The 17235-nt window shown below is 41.4% G+C and carries 19 protein-coding genes; 11 read left to right on the forward strand and 8 right to left on the reverse strand.

The genetic code is table 11. The features are described 5' to 3' along the window. Positions 1-37 precede the first annotated feature (37 nt). From V7O62_RS01565 to V7O62_RS01575, 3 genes are all read right to left on the reverse strand, one after another. Positions 38-1027 carry a cobalamin biosynthesis protein gene (locus V7O62_RS01565; protein WP_406657268.1) on the reverse strand — a complete coding sequence of 330 codons (990 nt, stop codon included), beginning with the start codon at positions 1025-1027 and terminating at the stop codon, positions 38-40. Continuing rightward, complete coding sequence (locus V7O62_RS01570) at positions 1024-2517, reverse strand: aminotransferase class I/II-fold pyridoxal phosphate-dependent enzyme (RefSeq protein ID WP_406657269.1); 1494 nt, start codon at positions 2515-2517, stop codon at positions 1024-1026. The genes V7O62_RS01565 and V7O62_RS01570 overlap by 4 nt, the downstream gene beginning before the upstream one ends. Positions 2518-2594: 77 nt before the next feature. Beyond that, on the reverse strand, positions 2595-4085 hold the full coding sequence (locus tag V7O62_RS01575) for an aminotransferase class I/II-fold pyridoxal phosphate-dependent enzyme (protein WP_406658312.1): 1491 nt from the start codon (positions 4083-4085) through the stop codon (positions 2595-2597). Positions 4086-4270: 185 nt separating this feature from the next. Here V7O62_RS01575 and V7O62_RS01580 point away from each other — a divergent pair, with 185 nt between their 5' ends. From V7O62_RS01580 to V7O62_RS01605, 6 genes are all read left to right on the forward strand, one after another. Continuing rightward, positions 4271-5044, forward strand: coding sequence for a TIGR00266 family protein (locus V7O62_RS01580; RefSeq protein ID WP_406657270.1), 774 nt, complete (start codon positions 4271-4273; stop codon positions 5042-5044). A gap of 38 nt (positions 5045-5082) precedes the next feature. Continuing rightward, positions 5083-5736, forward strand: coding sequence for a metallophosphoesterase (locus V7O62_RS01585; RefSeq protein WP_406657271.1), 654 nt, complete (start codon positions 5083-5085; stop codon positions 5734-5736). A 47-nt stretch (positions 5737-5783) separates the two neighbouring features. Next, entirely contained in the window at positions 5784-6311 is a 528-nt protein-coding gene (locus V7O62_RS01590; protein WP_406657272.1) for a cupredoxin domain-containing protein, read from the forward strand. Positions 6312-6332: 21 nt separating this feature from the next. After that, complete coding sequence (locus V7O62_RS01595; protein WP_406657273.1) at positions 6333-7496, forward strand: tRNA (guanine(10)-N(2))-dimethyltransferase; 1164 nt, start codon at positions 6333-6335, stop codon at positions 7494-7496. A 108-nt stretch (positions 7497-7604) separates the two neighbouring features. Continuing rightward, positions 7605-8186: a MarR family winged helix-turn-helix transcriptional regulator gene (locus V7O62_RS01600; protein WP_406657274.1), complete on the forward strand. Its 582-nt coding sequence runs from the start codon at positions 7605-7607 to the stop codon at positions 8184-8186. Between the two features lie 2 nt (positions 8187-8188). Then, entirely contained in the window at positions 8189-8872 is a 684-nt protein-coding gene (locus tag V7O62_RS01605; RefSeq protein ID WP_406657275.1) for a DUF2110 family protein, read from the forward strand. Here V7O62_RS01605 and V7O62_RS01610 read toward each other — a convergent pair. Next, positions 8859-9608, reverse strand: coding sequence for an ArsR family transcriptional regulator (locus V7O62_RS01610; RefSeq protein WP_406657276.1), 750 nt, complete (start codon positions 9606-9608; stop codon positions 8859-8861). The two genes, V7O62_RS01605 and V7O62_RS01610, sit on opposite strands and share 14 nt — an antisense overlap. Before the next feature lie 106 nt (positions 9609-9714). On the opposite strand from V7O62_RS01610, the gene V7O62_RS01615 reads away from it, so the two are divergent. The 4 genes from V7O62_RS01615 to V7O62_RS01630 all read left to right on the forward strand — a co-directional run bounded on the left by V7O62_RS01615 (position 9715) and on the right by V7O62_RS01630 (position 12496). Further along, the gene (locus V7O62_RS01615; RefSeq protein ID WP_406657277.1) at positions 9715-10737 is read left to right on the forward strand and encodes a class I SAM-dependent methyltransferase; all 1023 of its coding nucleotides are present in this window, start codon (positions 9715-9717) and stop codon (positions 10735-10737) included. A 304-nt stretch (positions 10738-11041) separates the two neighbouring features. Beyond that, positions 11042-11470, forward strand: a complete 429-nt coding sequence (locus tag V7O62_RS01620) for a hypothetical protein (RefSeq protein ID WP_406657279.1) — start codon at positions 11042-11044, stop codon at positions 11468-11470. A 41-nt stretch (positions 11471-11511) separates the two neighbouring features. Next, entirely contained in the window at positions 11512-12183 is a 672-nt protein-coding gene (locus V7O62_RS01625; protein ID WP_406657280.1) for a hypothetical protein, read from the forward strand. Beyond that, positions 12167-12496, forward strand: a complete 330-nt coding sequence (locus tag V7O62_RS01630) for a PLDc N-terminal domain-containing protein (protein ID WP_406658313.1) — start codon at positions 12167-12169, stop codon at positions 12494-12496. Before V7O62_RS01625 ends, V7O62_RS01630 begins: the two co-directional genes overlap by 17 nt. Positions 12497-12652: 156 nt before the next feature. Here V7O62_RS01630 and V7O62_RS01635 read toward each other — a convergent pair whose 3' ends face one another. The 3 genes from V7O62_RS01635 to V7O62_RS01645 all read right to left on the reverse strand — a co-directional run bounded on the left by V7O62_RS01635 (position 12653) and on the right by V7O62_RS01645 (position 15753). Then, positions 12653-13126 carry a DUF2124 family protein gene (locus V7O62_RS01635; RefSeq protein WP_406657281.1) on the reverse strand — a complete coding sequence of 158 codons (474 nt, stop codon included), beginning with the start codon at positions 13124-13126 and terminating at the stop codon, positions 12653-12655. Positions 13127-13190: 64 nt separating this feature from the next. Then, positions 13191-14153, reverse strand: coding sequence for a methenyltetrahydromethanopterin cyclohydrolase (gene mch, locus V7O62_RS01640; RefSeq protein WP_406657282.1), 963 nt, complete (start codon positions 14151-14153; stop codon positions 13191-13193). A gap of 121 nt (positions 14154-14274) precedes the next feature. Further along, positions 14275-15753 (reverse strand): response regulator, encoded by a 1479-nt coding sequence (locus V7O62_RS01645; RefSeq protein ID WP_406657283.1) that lies wholly within the window; start codon positions 15751-15753, stop codon positions 14275-14277. A 424-nt stretch (positions 15754-16177) separates the two neighbouring features. On the opposite strand from V7O62_RS01645, the gene V7O62_RS01650 reads away from it, so the two are divergent. After that, positions 16178-16375, forward strand: a complete 198-nt coding sequence (locus V7O62_RS01650) for a hypothetical protein (RefSeq protein WP_406657284.1) — start codon at positions 16178-16180, stop codon at positions 16373-16375. A gap of 85 nt (positions 16376-16460) precedes the next feature. Here the strand turns inward: V7O62_RS01650 and V7O62_RS01655 are convergent, their stop codons facing one another. Beyond that, on the reverse strand, positions 16461-17204 hold the full coding sequence (locus tag V7O62_RS01655) for an SIMPL domain-containing protein (protein ID WP_406657285.1): 744 nt from the start codon (positions 17202-17204) through the stop codon (positions 16461-16463). Between the last annotated feature and the right edge of the window lie 31 nt (positions 17205-17235).

The raw sequence follows: 17235 nt of genomic DNA on the forward strand, positions 1-17235 counted from the left end.
TAATTGTTAAATCTACTTGATTTATCGCAATTTAATTTTATGTTAGAAAATTTATCCCATAAATAATCAATGCGGCTGCAATGATTGCCATGAATGAGGCTACCATCACTATCCAGCCTGTAATTCTTACATCTTCACGTACAGGATATGCATAATCTTTTCCAAGCACATAGCTATTTGCTTTTTCCAGTCGAATATTCTGTGCACCGGCCACTGAAGCCATGGGATAACCGGAATTTGGAGACGGTGTCTTGTGGCCATCACTTAAGGCAAGGTTGACAGCATCTGCAGGATTTATTTTTTTGTAGGTTTTCAAAAACAGGCTTACCACAACAGAAGCCAGGAAGATAAAAAGTACTGAAAGGCGCGCAGGTATCCAGTTGAATACATCATCAAGTTTTGCAGAGAACCATCCCATTTCAAGGTGGCGTTCATCCTTATAGCCAACCATGGAATCAAGGGTACTTGTAGCCTTGAAAATGTAAGCTGCTATAAGGCCGAAAGGTCCGAAGCATGCATAGAACAACAGGGGAGTCAGTATACCGTCAACATAGTTCTCGGAAACAGTCTCTATTATCGCAGAGGATACATGGCTTTCATCAAGCTTTGAAGTGTTCCTGCTGACATACATAGACAGGCCCTGTCTGGCTTCATCAAGCTTATTGGCCTCCAGCTTGCTTCTGATCTCCTGGGCAGCCTCGAAAAGGCACTTTATGGCAAACGTTGCCTTCAGGAAATAAGCCGCTATCAAAAGACGTATTATCCTGGGTATTTCCTCGATACTGAAGATCAGCAGGACTGCATAGGCTATGGCTGCAGCAAAGGTAATAGTGACCAGTGCCAGGAATATTCCGTATGCTCTTCTATGCTTTGAAGGTGCTCTTTTTTTAAGTTTTGAGATCAGGTTTCCCATCCAGACTACCGGATGGGCTGCAAAAGGTGGTTCGTTAAAAGCCAGGTCTATAACATAGGCCAGGAAAAGGATTATGATAAGGTCTTCTGGTACCAGTTGCACCGGCAATATCATAAACGTGTCTCCAGGGCGTTTTTCCAGGCTTTCTTTATGCTCTCTTTGTTCCTTCCTTCTTTAACAAGGACAGAGAGTACATCGTCGACCACTTCAGGCTCATGTATGATATTACAGTACAGACAGCTCCACACGTTTCCGCCGGCAGAGCTCTCTATCCACTGGCCTCCGGTGCGCTCGTCCTTACACGGGTAGAAAGGACAAAAGCAAAATGTACAGTCCTGACCTTCAAAATGACAGGGATAATAATCACAACTGAAGTTGCTTCCAAGGCGTCCGCAATCTGAAGCATTTTTAATATTTGTGTCGAGCATGGCTTCGGCTTGCTCTCTACCCCATTCATTGACAACGAGTTTAATAGTGCTTGCAATGCGTTCGTTCTCTTCCCTGGTCCTTACAGCTATCCGTATATACTGGTTCCCTATTTCCTGGAAAGAATTACAATCACGAATCAGCACTCCGTGCGCAGCCATACGCTGTGCAAGTTCGGTGGAATTCATGGAGAATTCCGAAATATCGACAAAAATATAGTTAACACTGCTTTCAAAGGGTTTGAAGCCACGACGTGTCAGTTTTTCCATGAGGAAGTTCCTTTCTGTCTCAATGAATTCCCTTGATTCCCTAAGGAATTTGCTGTTTGCTCCGCCTTCCATGTCCAAAAGGGTCGTTGCGATAGTATCTGCGACACAACCAAGGTTCCATGAAAGCCTTGCATTGTCAAGCACCTTTGCAAAGTCTTCAGATGCAATTCCAAATCCCATCCTGATGCCTGGAATAGCAAAAGATTTTGTAAGAGAGCGCTGTATAAAGAGGAACTCGTTCCCTTCTGCCATGTCTGCAATGCTTTTTGAAGGATCTGCAAGTTCTATGAAGGCCTCGTCCAGGAAGAGTAATGTCTTATTCCGGGCACATCTTTCTGCAATATCGATAACTTCCTCCCTTGTCAGAAGTTTGCCTGTCGGGCTATTGGGATTACATACAAAGAGTATCTTTGCCTCTTCAAGGATCTCTCCGTCTAAACTGCTCAGTTCCTCCTGGTGAATATATTTGATCTTTGCACCAAGCACCTTGCATTGTATCTCATATTCGCTAAAAGTAGGCTGTGGAATAAGTACAGTATCTCCTTCTTCTATTATGCATTCAGCTACAAGACGGATTATCTCGGTAGACCCGTTCCCGGGGATAATGTTTTCGGGTTTTACTCCCATTCCTGTGAATTTTGCGGCTGCCTTTTTGAACTCCAGATAACGATTGTCGGGGTACTGCTCCATTTTATCAAGACCCTTTTCCAGTAGGGACTCAATCTTCAGTCCTGTATAGGGATGCTCAAAAGGTGTGCCAAAAGGATTCAGGCTTGCGCTCGCATCTAGCATTTCACTCTCCGGAATGTCATACTCCTGGGAGCTTTTTCGGATCAGTCCACCATGGGCGGTTGGCTCAAGTGCAAGAAGATATTCCTTCAATGGGAGGGGTGCTGTATTTTCTGACACGATAATCACAATCTGTAGTTTATAGGACCTATATTAACTTAATCAATTAAATGGTATGAAAAGGGACTTCGAGGGAACTAGAGGAGAGGTGCTATAACCTCTTCCCATGCTTTTTGGATATTCTCATCTGTGTCCCCGTCTTCCATAAGGAAGTCAAGTACCTTCTTTGCTATTTTTGGCTGGTGCATAAAGGTGCAGCTCTCGCAGCTCCACACCTTACCACCCGTGGCACTGTCTATCCAGAATCCGCCGGTTTTCTCATTCTCGCATGCATAGAACGGGCAGAAACAGAATGTGCAGTCCTGTCCCTGGAAATGACATGGATAATAACTACATGTTCCTCTACTGGCTGCGTTTTTCTCAGGATGCTCGATGGTCTCCTCGAGTTTTTCTCTTGCAGCTTCTCTACTGGACTCAGCATAAACATCATCAAGATTGCTTATGAGTTTCTCGAAATCTTCCCTGGAACGTACTGAAAGTCGTATATAGTATTTTTTTCCTCCGAAGAAATCACTGCAATCACGTATCAATATTCCGTGAGCTGCAAAGAATTCCACAAACTTTTCGGAGTCCATGAAATGCTCTTCTATGTCCACCAGTATGTAGTTAGTGTTACTTTCCAGAGGTTTGAAACCATAAAGGGAAGAAAGGCGTTCAACAATGTATTCCCTTTCTTCACGGATGAATTTTCTCGAGTATTCCAGATACTTGCTGTAGGGTCCCCCTTCCATTTTCATGATGGCAGTTGCAATGGTTTCGGTGACTGCGCCAATGTTCCATGAAAGCCTGACTGAATTAAGCCTTTCAGCCATTCTCCGGGAGCTTATCCCGTATGAAAACCGTATTCCCGGTAATGTAAAAGCGTTTGTTATCGATCGGATAACAATAAGGTAGTCATTGTTTGCCGCCAGATCTGCAACACTTTGGGCGGGATCAGACATCTCAATAAAGGTTTCATCTACGATCAAAAGAGTATGATGTTCTGCACACTTTGAAGCAAACTCAATGAGTTCTTCCCTGGATGTCAGTTCTCCTGTTGGGTTATTCGGATTCGAGAAGAAAATTACTTTTGAATGCTTAATTGTCCTTTTAGGCAGGTGCAATATCTCACTAAGATCTATTGCCTGGGATGTGGCTCCGAAAGTTCTGCAGGAATTGTGATATTCAACAGGGCATGGCATCGGGACTATGGCCAGGTCTCCTTCCTGTATAATACATTCCAGAATAAGCCTGAAAAGTTCGCATGAACCGTTCCCGGGGATTATATTGTCGTATTCTATCCCTTTCCCGAGGAAACTTGCTGCAGCAGAACGGAGTTCAACATAACGATTATCAGGGTACTGTCCCAGCTTAGCTTCAGCTATATCCAGAAGATTTTTGATATCAAGGTTTTCTCCTTCAAAAGTGAACGGGTTTCCGGCCGGATTCAAGCTGGCGCTGAAATCAAGAATATCTGATTCTGCCAGATTCAACTCTTCTGAGACTCTATCTAACTGCCCTCCGTGTTTGCAGGGGGATAAACCCATAAGATATCGTTTGACTGGGGGCTGTTTCTCATCTTCAGACACAATTATCAACAACTGTGTACGCAAAGGACCTATATTAACTTATTCAAGTTCAGTTGAGCTTTGGTCAATGAAAAAAGATTTACATGAATTTATTGTTTTTATAATAGATAAATTAATAAAAGTTGGCTCACAATTCTTGACCAGCTTTAGTACTTTAGATCAAAAACTATCCTGGAGAACGTAAAATGGCAGATGAGATTGATTATGATATAATCGGTAATGATATGCAGATAGTAGAGATTGAACTCGATCCAAGTGAATCTGTTAGGGCAGAAGCAGGTGCTATGATGTATATGGGACCGGGAATAAAAATGCAGACTTCTACAGGAGGCGGACTTCTTAAAGGCTTAAAACGGGCTTTTACCGGTGAAAGTTTCTTTATCACCAGTTTCACGCATGAAGGTCAAGGTAAAGGTTACGTGGCTTTCGGGGCTCCATATCCGGGTAAGGTTCTTGCTATAGACCTTGCAAAACACGGTAGAAGTTTCCTGTGCCAGAAGGATTCTTTCCTTTGTGCAGCTAAAGGAATAAATATAGAGGTTGCTTTTACGAAAAAGATCGGTGCAGGTCTTTTCGGAGGAGAAGGTTTCATCCTCCAGAGACTCACAGGTGACGGGCTGGCCTTTGTGCATGCAGGCGGTACCATCATCGAGAAAGAACTCCAGGCAGGTGAGACACTCAGGGTTGATACCGGCTGTCTTGCTGCTTTCTCTGACAGCGTAGACTATGATATCCAAATGGCAAGTGGCTTTAAAAATGCTCTTTTCGGAGGAGAGGGATTGGTGCTGGCAGTCTTACGAGGGCCGGGGGTGGTTTATTTGCAGAGCCTGCCGTTCTCACGCCTTGCAGACAGGGTAGTAGCTGCCGCAGGCTCCCAGAGCAGGGGTGAATCCAGAGGTGCAGCCGGTATAGGTGAAAATACATTGGGATCACTACTCGGCGGGGATAATTCTTTCTGAGGATAACTTTCATATGTAACGGAAATGCAGGTTAGCTTATGAGAATATTTGCAATAGCCGATCCTCACGGGAACTATTCATTCATCAGGCCTTTGCTCGAAAGATCCGGTAAAGTAGACGCTGTGCTAATTGCAGGTGATATTACCAATTTCGGGCCTGTTGAAAAGGCACGGGAGCTGATTGGTATATTCGATCAGAAAGTTATGGCAGTTCCGGGTAACTGCGACCCGGAACCTATCAATGATGTTCTTGATAGCTCAATTGCCGTCAACCTGCATAACCACTCAATAACTTATGAAGGAATCACTTTCATCGGTGTTGGAGGATCAAATCCTACACCTTTTTGCACTCCTTTCGAAATAGAGGAATGCAACATCGAGAAAAATCTGGATGAATCCATGGCTGAATTTAAAGAAAGTGGAAATCCTGTAGTGATGCTTACCCATGCTCCTCCCTATGGTGTTTTGGATAAGGTTGGAGATGTGCATGTTGGATGCAGGTCTATTGCTGACTACCTGGGACAGGTTGACCTGATAGTGTGCGGCCATATTCATGAAGCCAAAGGAGTTGAAATGAGCAACGGGACCGTTGTTGTCAACCCGGGTATGGTAGCTAACGGATTTGCAGCCCTGATCGAGTTGAATGTCCTGGAAGGTAAGCTTAATATCGATGTCAGCTTTATCAAAGCCTGATGAGAAACGGTTATAACTTTAAAAATCTATTTTAAAGTGGTGATGTCATGAGCGCTAAAATATTTGTTATATTTCTTTTATTATGCTCCCTGGTCGTAGCAGGTTGTGTTGCGGAAGAAGAGCCGGGAGTTGATGAGAATACATCTGAAGAGAACCAGACTGAAATGCCTGATGAAGAAAATGTATCTTCCGATATGGATAATGAGACCCCTCCCACAGATGTTGAAACACCTGTAGATGAAGAAGAAACGCCAGCAGAGGATGAAGACGAGGATGAAACTGATAATGGGGTCACTGTTGTTGAATCTACAGAGCCGCGTACATTCACCGTAACTTTAAAGAATTTCCTGGCGCAGCCAAGTTCTCTTACTATAGATGAAGGTGACAGTATCTTCTGGATCAATATGAACCAGCCCACAAGGATCTTTGTTCTTGTAAGTGATGACGGTCTCTGGGAAAATGAAAGTCTCACCTATAGGGACACTTTCACATATACTTTCGATGAGCCCGGAGAATTTAATTACCATGTACTTGGTTTTGAAGAGAGAATGAAAGGGACCATTACAGTTAAATAAAAAAGCCCCTTCTGTGACCGCATGGATATCAGGGCTGTGAAAGAAGGTAAAACCGAGGTACTTGTTCCGGTACATGAGGAGGGAGTCTCATTTCCCCCCTCGGCAGCCCCGGTTTTCTATAATCCTGCCATGGAACTTAACCGTGATATTTCCGTGGCTGCAATTTCTGTTTTTTCTGAAAAGCTGAGTAGAAGGCGTAATATTCCTCTTGAGGATATCAGGTATCTTGATGCACTTGCAGCTTCAGGTATACGTGGATTAAGGATTGCAAATGAGGTCGGGGTGCATGTTACTCTGAATGACTGGAGTGAGGAAGCCTTTGATCTTATTGTCCGCAATATCGAACATCTCGGATTGCAGGAAAAGGTAGATGCAGTACGCAAAAATGCAAATGTCCTTATGCATGAGAAACGGTTCAACATTGTGGATATTGATCCTTTTGGAACTCCTGCTCCTTTTCTTGCAGCTGCTTCGCGTTCTGCAGTACATATGCTGGCGGTAACAGCTACGGATACTGCTCCACTCTGTGGTGCACACCTGCATTCCGGCATCAGGAAATATTCAGCTATTCCTTTTAATAATGAATACCATGCTGAGATGGGAGTACGTATATTGCTGGGAAAGATAGCAAGGGAACTTGCAGTCACTGACAAGTACATGAATCCAATGCTTTCACATGCAACCAGGCATTATGTACGTACGTATCTTGAAATAGGGAACGGTGCAAAAAAAGCTGATGAAATACTGGAACATGTCGGCTTTATCTCTCATTGCCCATCCTGTGGTTTCAGGGAAATTTATCCGGGCATTGCCATACACACTGGCAGTGAATGTCCTCGATGTGCATCAGAAATGTTGCTTGCGGGTCCTCTATGGCTGGGTAAGTTACATGATATTGAATTTTGTGATGACATCTTGAAGGAGATTGAGAAAACGGAGCCTGCAACAAAAGAACAGGCGAAGAAAATAATTGAGTTTTGTAAGGACGAGCTGGATATACCTACTTTCTATGAACAGCATCTTTTATGTAAGAAACTTGGAGTTTCGGCTTCGGGAATAAATGACGTTATCAATGCTTTGAAAAACCAGGGATTTGCCGCTTCAAGGACGCATTTTAGCGGTACCTCTTTTAAGACTGATGCAAACATCGACGAAATTGAAACTATAATAACCATGCTCCGATAAACATATATACTATTTTTAGGTATAGATATATACATTAATATATAATAGAGAATCTAATAATAACAGGTAGCTACACAATTTCCTATTCTAGCCTTGAGGAGTAAACTGATGACAAAAGAATATGTAGAACAACTTTTTTTGCAAGAGAAACCGGTGCTTGCTCTTCTTGCGATCTGGTCTTTCCAGAAGACATATGCATCCGTTATAACCAAGGAAATAAATTCAACTTTTGCCCATACTACTAAGATACTATCAAAAATGGAAGAACATGGACTTGTCCGTTTTTCAGTTGACGGTCGTGTAAAATACGTGGAATTGACTGATCACGGCTACAAAGTAGTCGATGCGCTGAAAAATCTGATAATTGCTCTTGAAGGGGAGATGTCCGGCAGTTTTGAGGAAGTTGAAGAAAAGAATGATTCCACAGCCAACATCGATTCCAATGCCATACACGATAGAATAGAAAGGTTATACAACAGCATAAGTTCGATCTATGCTGAAGTGCAGAGTAACGGTTCTGATTTTGATTCTGTGCAAAGGAAGATAGGACCTTTCAGCCGTGACATACAGCTTCTTATAAGTGCCATTGACCAATCCGAAGATGAAATTGATGATGATTCACTCGGTAAGCTGTCTGCAATGCAGGATATGTTCGACAACGTTATGAAGCAGAAAGTTAAATCCGGTTGATAATGATCAGTTTACAATTACTCATTAAGATCTATGGCAATACGGAACGTGCCGTTCATTCGGCGCAAGTGTTGATGGATAACGAACTCAAGGACCTTGATGTAAGCGCTACCTACTCATTTTCAAAAGATCGGTGGCTGACTCTTGAGATCAGCGGGGAGGATGAAGAATTTGCAGCGAACTTCCTTACTGACAAATATGGAAAGCCTGTTACGGATGTGAAGGCAGGGGATATCTGTAAAGGATTTATCCATCTTATAGAAGATGACCGTATTGTAGTGGATATTGGTATGCCTGTAGATGTTCCCGGAAACAAGCTAAAGGTACTTGGAACCGGCAATGCACAACAGATTGCCTCGCGTTTTGGGATTATCGGCCATCTGCCGGTTGAGGTTGAGATAACTGATGCCCGGAACAAGACTGGAATTTTCACAAAAAAGCAGGTGGATATCCTGTGGGACTGGAAGAAGTCAGGTTATGATCATGTTGTTGCAAACGCCGTGACTCGCTCCGAACTCAAGGCAGCAATTAAAAAAACAGGTCATGCAAGGGATATCTTCGGGATTGAACGTCTGGGATTAATGGAGCATGTCATTACATGTCGTGAGAATACCGAGGGTCCGGGGATAGTCGCTGCAATAGGAAAGCTTGTCAGTGGTGAACTGGGTGTCATCAAAGCGTCTTAACAATTTTCATCACAAGGATACAGGGATCACAATTACTGTGGCAGTTAGAGATGTTTTCTACTGTGCAATTCAGCGATAACTTGGAACTCAGTACTCCTTCGAAGACACCTTTTACAAAGGTGCAGAGCACTTTTGTTTTGATAGGAAGGGATTTGCAACCAAAGAAATCATGAACTTCCAGCTTTAAGGGGTCCTTGCTGATTACTGAGAACTTACCAATGTCATGCTTTACCCAGAATGCTTCCATTTCTGGAAAAAGCTCGTCAGGTTCTGTTGATTCCAGATTGCTTGCAAGGCTTTTGCCAACATCCCTGCCAATATTTCTCATTATAGGATCACAGTTTATCCCGTTGGCCAGAAAACCGTACTGTACCGCATGGAAAATGCACATGAGACTTCCGAATCTTTCAAAACCGGTTGAAGAAATAATATCCAGCATATCCATATAGTGCCTTATTCCCGGTTCCTGTGAACATGCTACATACTGGCACTTAAGGGAATATATTTTCTTGCGCCGGTCGTCAGGGTCTACCTGTTCAATTAGCAGGCTGGAAGATCTAAGGTCTTTGAGATGAACAGAGATAGTAGCTTTTGCCTTTCCGGTATGGTTCACTATTTCGTCAAAGGATCTTGACCCGTTTTTCAAAAAATCCAGAATCTGTATCTTGACAGAACCATTCAGTGCGATAAAACCCGCTTCTGTGGAAAAAATTGCAGTACTGTCTCCATTATTCATGCATTACTTAATTAATAGATGATGTATATAAATGTTCGCTGACTAACGAATAAATACTTCCCTGACATATAAGCGTACCTCGAAAAATACTATGCGGTTGAAACAGATGAGCATGAGAAAAGTTATCATTGTGCATGCCCCTGAAGCTGAAGCACTCAGGCAGGAGCTTCTGGAAAACGGTTTGCTTGATTTTGATAGGAAGATCAGGACAAGTACGATTAATGGAAAATTGTTCCTTGAACTTCCGGTTATTGCCGGGTTCAAAGGAATGGAAACAGTCGAGCAGGACAGTCCTGAATACTACAGAAAAGCAAGGTCTCTCAAAGAGAGGTTATACGGACTTATGCCTGAAGAAGATCTTGAGTTGATTCCTTCAGGATGGCAGGTGCTTGGAGACATTATTGTTGTCAGTATTGATGATCGTATTGAAGACCGGAAGCACCTGATTGCGGAAAAGCTGCTTGAGATGTATCCTTCATGCAGGACTGTTGTCAGGGATTTAGGTATTCAGGGACAGTTCAGAAAGCCAAGAAGAGAGCTTCTTGCAGGCTCATCCACTGAAACCATTCACAAAGAAAACAAGTGTCTTTTCAAGCTTGATGTTACAAAGGTTATGTTTTCAAAAGGCAACCTTTACGAGAAGAAACTTATGAGCACTGTGGGTTCCGATGAGATCATCGTTGACATGTTCGCAGGTATCGGATACTTTTCAATTCCAATTGCAGTCCATGCAAAGCCACGCAAGATTTTAGCTATAGAGATAAATCCTGAATCCTTCTTCTATCTCAGGGAGAATGTCTCATTAAACCATGCAGAAAGTATCGTCGAAGCCAGAAATGGTGACTGTGCCAATTTTACACCCGAGAACATCGCAGACAGGGTCATAATGGGTTATGTCGGGACCACACACCATTATCTTGAATATGGTATCAGAGCTATCAAAAAAGAGGGAGGAATGCTACACTACCATGAGACTACACCTGAATCACTGGTATTTGAAAGACCTGTGTCCCGTATCAGGGAAGTGGCTTCAAGAGAGGGCAGGAAAGTCGAGATCAGGGAGTGTCGTAAGGTCAAGAAGTATTCACCTGGTGTCTGGCATGTTGTAGTGGATGCGTGGATTTGTTGATAGCCATTTCTACTGCAAAAAATTTTGTCATTATGCAGCCACATATTTATTATTCTCATCTGGAAAACTATTTTGCTTAGTCCAATAACAGCAACATTAGCAATTGTTGTGTAAATGGCTATAAATTTTATATATAATTGTGTAAAGTATATTTATATCGCATTGTATAATGTGAACCGGAATCCAACAAACATTGCAAAGTGAACTTGGATCCCGGAGTGCCCTGAGGCATGTAGTGTTGACTTTGATGGTGTTTAAAGTTTACGTGATCTTGCCTCATGAGTAAATCAAAAGAGGTATATATTTGAGAAACAAAGAATTCGAAATCGGATCAGTGCTGGTCACCGTTTTCTTTTTGAGCATGTTGTTTGTGTCAGCTGCTAGTGCAGAAAAAATACCCTTGAATGATTTAAAACTAAAGCAATATGATTTGGATGTTACGATCACTGGAATAAAAGATTCCGGAACTTACTGGTATAATCTGAATGGAGATTCCACTGCAAGCGCATCCGAAGATATTGATTACATTCAGGCATCCGGCACACTTATGGGCCCACAGTTTACAGCTAACTATGGACCCGAAAGCCGATATAATGATGATGCTGTAGTTGCATCAGGAACGCTGACAGATTACTTTTTCTGGCACACGACCTACTATAATCAAGGACATGGCATGTACAGAATAAACGGAGTAAACTATTACCTTGATTCAACTGCAACTATTACTCCATAAATTCAGGCAATAAAGCTAACATAGAAAAGAAGGTGAGAATAATGGATAATAAGAAAATATTCAGCCTTCTCTTTATGATTTTTTTCATTACCCTTTTATCATATGCACATTATGCAGGCGACTATTCTACAACAAAAATGAATAGCACTGTTGAAGTAAACACATCCCATGACAATGCTTATGTTAATTGTGCAGAATTTGATGATACTTCGACGAATAGTTCATCGAGCTCTGTTGATAATACCCAAGAGGACATTTTAGAAATTGAAAAGTTAAAAGTTCCGGGTACAATTGCAATGTCAATTTCTGAGTCATATCCTTTCAAAAAAAATGAAGTCTGGAATAAATCTTATGTTGAAGAAGGAGAAACGATCAAAAGTTATATTTTTTTGGCTAACTACAAAAATGAATCACACGAATTTTTAATCTTCAACTTGGTGGATTACACTCAGAAACCTAGTTATCTTGGAGGTAATTTGTCTGTAATTCACAACTTCACTCTTGAGAAAGATAATTATGTAGTTTTCTGTTTGGAAACAGTACCTTTTAATCAAGCAGGAGAACATCTTTTTCAAGTTGCTGCAGTTGTAGATCCTTACAAAACAGAACCTACCGGAAAATGCGGATTCATGGACACTGGGTATTTGTATCTTTCACCAAAAGTTTTAGTAATTGTAAATGAAACAAAGGGAAAAGATGTATTTTTTAAATGATAAAGAGGAGCTACAATTGAACAAGAAAATCTCGGAAGGAGTAATTATTGGATTCATAATTACATTTGTGATTTTCCTATCATTTCATGTAGGACAATTACTATGGGGAATTATTTCCGTTTTTATTATATTCTGGTTGTTGATGTTGATTGACTGTTTGCAAAGAAGTACAGAGAATTTTCCTCACGAAGGAAAGAATGAGAAGTTAATCTGGATGTTTACTTTAGTTCTCCTAAATATCATAGGTTCTGTGCTTTATTTCTATCTAGTTAAGTTACAAGGCATTAAAAGAAATACTTTAAACGTGAAATGAGAAAAAAGGAAATTGAAATCGATAGTTTGTGGCATCTGTTGCCGATAGTTTCAGGATCAACAATTCTCAATCCCTCTGGAAAGCTGAGGAATTGGGAATTAATAGAGAATTGTAGGTTCAGTATTTTTACACGTTCAAAAAAGTGAAAACAAAATATTAAATTTCCAACAACTGGTTCGTGAGGTCTGCATCAATAATATAATCGAAATCAATTACCTCCACCCAGTTCATTTTCTGAAAAACAGACTGGAAGCAAACACCTATGATGAGTTTCTTCTCGGAACTATCAAGTACCTTTTCAACCATTTCCCTCATTTGTTCAACTTCAATTCCGGTTTTTGGCATTGCAAGTCCGCCGAGTAGTACAATAGTATCAGCTCTGGGGTCTGTAGAATCGCCAAGTTGCATTCCGTGAGGTGTCGGGACAATTGATCTTGCGTCATCAAATCGAAGGTCAGGAATGAATGCCATCTGCTTATCTGTTTTTCTCAGAACGAATGCCATCAGTTCAGCAAAAGGGGTGCAAAAACCGGCATTTCCGACAAACGTGATTTTTTCCGAAACTTCGACAAGTTTCCTGAGCTCTGTCAGCTGGCCTCCTATGCCTTTTGAAGTATTAACTACTTTCATATAATCACCTGTAAAAAAAAGAGTACAACCTGAAGTTGTACTTTAAGAATGTGTAAAAATGGTTTCAGACTTCCTTGATGCCGAAAGACTCGAGCAGGATGCCTGTGTTTATTCTTCCGCTGGTAAAGGATTTCTTTGTCTTCCTGTCGTTGATGGTAATCTTTGCAGGAGCGAACATTCCGGCATCTACCTTGAAGAAATCAAATTCAGCTTCCTTGAAGGTTGTGTAGAATGGCTTTCCGAAGTCCCTTGAAGTTGTGGATGGTGCCTGCTTGACGTAGTTGGCAAGCTTGTCTGCATCTCCATACTCGACTGTATAATAGGTTTCACCACAGTAGATGATACAGTCATTGGTTGAGCCCATACATTTTGTGTCATCTCCCACTATAGGGGCAATCGGTGCAACACCGAAACCACTCTTGATTGTATTGATATCGAAACCAATGGATTCGAGCTTGTGGATACCTGTTTCAACTATACGGGCGGATATCTGTACACTGCCTGCAATAGAAGCGGTCGGTGCGACAGCGATGTAAACATTCTCAGTGTCGACACTGCAGTGCTTTGCTATGTACTCGACAACTTCCTCATTAGGAAGCTCGCTTGATTCCATCACAAGTACTGCAAATTCGGAATCGTCTTTGTAACCTATTTCCTCATACAGCTCTTTTGGCTTAAGACCAAGAGCCCTTGCAGGACCTGAGCCCATTCCAAAGTACTTGCCTACAGCAATTCTCCATCCGGCATACTGGGAAGCCATGCATGCAATTGTCGGATGATCCGTTGTTACCTGAATAGCCGGTACCGGAAGACCTTCAAGGTCGAATTTCGTGTAACTGATGTCTGCAAGATCGGCAAGACAGAGGCGTGACAGATACATACCTGCATCATAACCACCTTCCATGTTAACACCACAGTCAATGATAGTTGCACCATTTTCAAGTTCTGTGGATTTTACCTTAAGGTCCTCTTCCCAGTCGAGCATCTCATCAATAATAGCAAGTCCCTTTTCGTTGACACTTATCACATTTATCACTCTTGTGCAGTTAATCGAGTGTCATTAGGCAGGTAAGCATATATAAGTTTCGAAAATAGACACGATAGTAACCCGTATTTCCCAATAAATCCTGTAAATTATTCAAGTAAATTTATTGGGCTTTCTTCAGAGTCAGCCAAAAAATACTTCCCTTGCCATCAGGATTATCGATTACTCCGACCTGTTCATTATGGAGGTCCACAATCCTTTTAACAATAGCAAGTCCAATACCAGTACCTCTTATGTTATCCTTGTGCAAGCGCTTGAAACGCTCAAACACAGCCAGTTTATCTTTATCAGGGATACCATCACCCTGATCCGTAAAACTGATCTTCCATTTATCCCCTGTATCATCTATCATCACTTTTACCATACTCTCATCGCTAGTGTACTTCACTGCGTTTGAAAGCAGGTTGCTGAAGACTCTTTCTATCATCGGATTTGCCATTGCGGGATAATCACCCTCAAATGAGGTGCTCATCTCTATACTCTTGTTTTCAATGTCCAGAGCGAAGTTCTCAATAGAATCCTGCAGAAGTGATGCAAGATCAACTCTAACGAATCCGATTTCCTCCATAGACTCAAGCTTTGCAAGATGTGCAGCTCCTTCAATGAGGTCTATGAGTTTTGATGTTGATGCGTTGATATTGTTAATGATATGCTTTTTTCTTTCATCCATCTCGATCTCAATAAGGATCTCAGTAAATGACCTGATAAGCCCTGCAGGATTAAGCAAGTCATGGCGCAGGATGTCAGTAAAGAGATCTTTCAGTTCATTAGAACGCTCAAGTTGGTGGGCATAGTCCTGTAATTGAATCTCGGCTTTTCTCCGTTCGGTGATATCCTCACCTGAAATTACTATGTTTGAGATATTGCCTTCTTCATCCCTGAGTACTGAATCATACCACATGAAATGTCTCTCTTCACCACTACCGATAATAAGAGGATATTCGTGGTACTCATTAACTTTGATGCTACCTTCCATAAGTTCGTCATAAGTTTTCTCAACATGTTCTGCATAATTTTCAGGTACAAAAGAACTTATCCAGCTTGTGTTGAGAACCCTGTCTTTTTTATACCCAAGGAAATCCGACCCCTTCTTGTTAATGTGAACAAGGTTGTAGTTCTTATCAAGGACCGCTATAAGCACGCCTACATAGTCCATGTAGTCATAGGCTTTATTTCGATCACTGAGCAGGTTATCATGCTGTAATTTAATCCTTAGAAGAGAAGAAATCTTTTTATCAAGTTCGAACTTTCCTACGGGCTTTTTCAAAAAGTCGTCTGCACCGGCTTCGATACCCCTGTTATGATCATCCTTGGAAGTTAATGCTGTAACCATAATGATAGGAATAAAATTCATCTGGTAATCATGCCTGATAATTCTGCAAACCTCATAACCATCCATTTCAGGCATCATCACATCAAGCAGGATCATGTCAGGTTTCTCTGCCTTCACCTTTTCCAGTGCATCCTTGCCATTATATGCTGAAATGACATCGTAATCGTTGCTGAGATATGCACGCATAAGCTCAACATTCAGTACTTCATCGTCAACCACTAGTATCTTGTGTTTGGACATAGATGTCATTCAGTCCTATAGTATAATTTCACTTTTATATAAAACTATTCATTTTTTCTGTGCATTTTCTGAGTTTAGGATTGATAGGTCTATCTATCTTCAAAAAGAAATAAGAATCACTGGATTCATTATTTTTTATATTGTAGAGTGAAATGTGTGCGCAATAAAAGATTTGCCTGTATACCTGAGCATGGTGTCAAGTACATAACTTCCTATTTTCCGGGCTTCTTGTGCTACGCTACAGGCATAAATAATATTTAAGTTTTTTTAAATTGTTCCGGTGAGGATATGTACCCTGACATGATTGCAAGCAGACGACGAAGTTCTTAGTCAACAACTCGTATAAAACTCGTAACAGATTGCAATAGATTATATTTATAACTCATAAATTTATACTAAATAATCATCAATATGAATCTGCAGGAATGAAAACATGAATTGTTCAAACTGTAACTATAGGAAATCAATTCCGTTATTCACTAAATGTGCCGGTATTCCCGGAAGGGCCCGGGCTGGTACTTCATACTATTGCAGTCATCCTGATATTGATAATCCTGTACCTGTCATATCCGTAGATGAAAGTACACTGGAAGATTGTCCTTTTAAGGACTGTCAGGACTTTACTGCGTGAACCAAAACCGCCATTTAAAAAGTTAAATGGAAATTTTCAGTGATATTCGCCTGTTGGATTAAGTTTAATCTTTTTGAATAGTTCCTCATTCAATAAGATATGTTACCTGGACAGACATTGAAACAGTAGATTCACCTGGCTGGATTGGAGTTGATGCTGCATCTTCTTCTGTTGCTACTTCTGCTGTATCATGATATATTATCGGTTCTTCACTGTCACTTAATGATGATGAGTGCACTCCGGCAATCTCAACATTCAGGCTATTGGCAAGTATATTGGCTTTTGATAATGCATCATCCACCGCTTCTGCGATAAGCTCTTCCCTAAGTTCTTCTTGCATCTCATCGGAAGTAGAAAAAGCAATTCCTCCTATTTGATTTGCTCCTGCTGCCGTGGACCTGTCAATTATCTGACTTACGTTGTCAACCATTGTGGTTCTTACCTGTAAGCTATTGGAAGCAGAATAGCCAACGATATTTGTTGTTTCTTCATAGTCGTATTCCGGATACACGGAAACAAAAGAAGTTTGAATGTCCTTGTCCTCCAGACCAAGGGCCTTGAGCTCTTCTATAACAGCACTCATAATAGCAGCATTCTCATCCGTTGCTTCCTGTGCTGTCTGGGATTGTACTACAACACCTATGTTCAGTATTGCAGTGTCCGGGACGACACTCTTTTCCGAATACCCGCTAACCTGAATTGTATGTTCTGTGACCTCTTGCGAAGTAGTTTGTGAACTGGCGTACTCCGTTGCTGTCACAAATATCAAGGCCACTGAAATTGCAATAGCTAAGTAGTATAACTTACTGTTTGAATTCTCCTGTGACAAAATGATCCCCCTGCTTTTGTCTGTAAATATC

Origin of the sequence: Methanolobus sp. ZRKC2 (genome assembly GCF_045291185.1) — an archaeon.
Classification (GTDB): Archaea; Halobacteriota; Methanosarcinia; order Methanosarcinales; family Methanosarcinaceae; genus Methanolobus.

Bases quoted from the DNA above. Each gene is read 5' to 3' on its own strand.
- V7O62_RS01565 (WP_406657268.1), bottom strand. From the start codon at position 1,027: ATGATATTGCCGGTGCAACTGGTACCAGAAGACCTTATCATAATCCTT.
- V7O62_RS01580 (WP_406657270.1), top strand. From the start codon at position 4,271: ATGGCAGATGAGATTGATTATGATATAATCGGTAATGATATGCAGATA.
- V7O62_RS01585 (WP_406657271.1), top strand. From the start codon at position 5,083: ATGAGAATATTTGCAATAGCCGATCCTCACGGGAACTATTCATTCATC.
- V7O62_RS01590 (WP_406657272.1), top strand. From the start codon at position 5,784: ATGAGCGCTAAAATATTTGTTATATTTCTTTTATTATGCTCCCTGGTC.
- V7O62_RS01595 (WP_406657273.1), top strand. From the start codon at position 6,333: ATGGATATCAGGGCTGTGAAAGAAGGTAAAACCGAGGTACTTGTTCCG.
- V7O62_RS01600 (WP_406657274.1), top strand. From the start codon at position 7,605: ATGACAAAAGAATATGTAGAACAACTTTTTTTGCAAGAGAAACCGGTG.
- V7O62_RS01605 (WP_406657275.1), top strand. From the start codon at position 8,189: ATGATCAGTTTACAATTACTCATTAAGATCTATGGCAATACGGAACGT.
- V7O62_RS01610 (WP_406657276.1), bottom strand. From the start codon at position 9,608: ATGAATAATGGAGACAGTACTGCAATTTTTTCCACAGAAGCGGGTTTT.
- V7O62_RS01615 (WP_406657277.1), top strand. From the start codon at position 9,715: ATGAGCATGAGAAAAGTTATCATTGTGCATGCCCCTGAAGCTGAAGCA.
- V7O62_RS01625 (WP_406657280.1), top strand. From the start codon at position 11,512: ATGGATAATAAGAAAATATTCAGCCTTCTCTTTATGATTTTTTTCATT.
- V7O62_RS01630 (WP_406658313.1), top strand. From the start codon at position 12,167: ATGTATTTTTTAAATGATAAAGAGGAGCTACAATTGAACAAGAAAATC.
- V7O62_RS01635 (WP_406657281.1), bottom strand. From the start codon at position 13,126: ATGAAAGTAGTTAATACTTCAAAAGGCATAGGAGGCCAGCTGACAGAG.
- V7O62_RS01645 (WP_406657283.1), bottom strand. From the start codon at position 15,753: ATGACATCTATGTCCAAACACAAGATACTAGTGGTTGACGATGAAGTA.
- V7O62_RS01650 (WP_406657284.1), top strand. From the start codon at position 16,178: ATGAATTGTTCAAACTGTAACTATAGGAAATCAATTCCGTTATTCACT.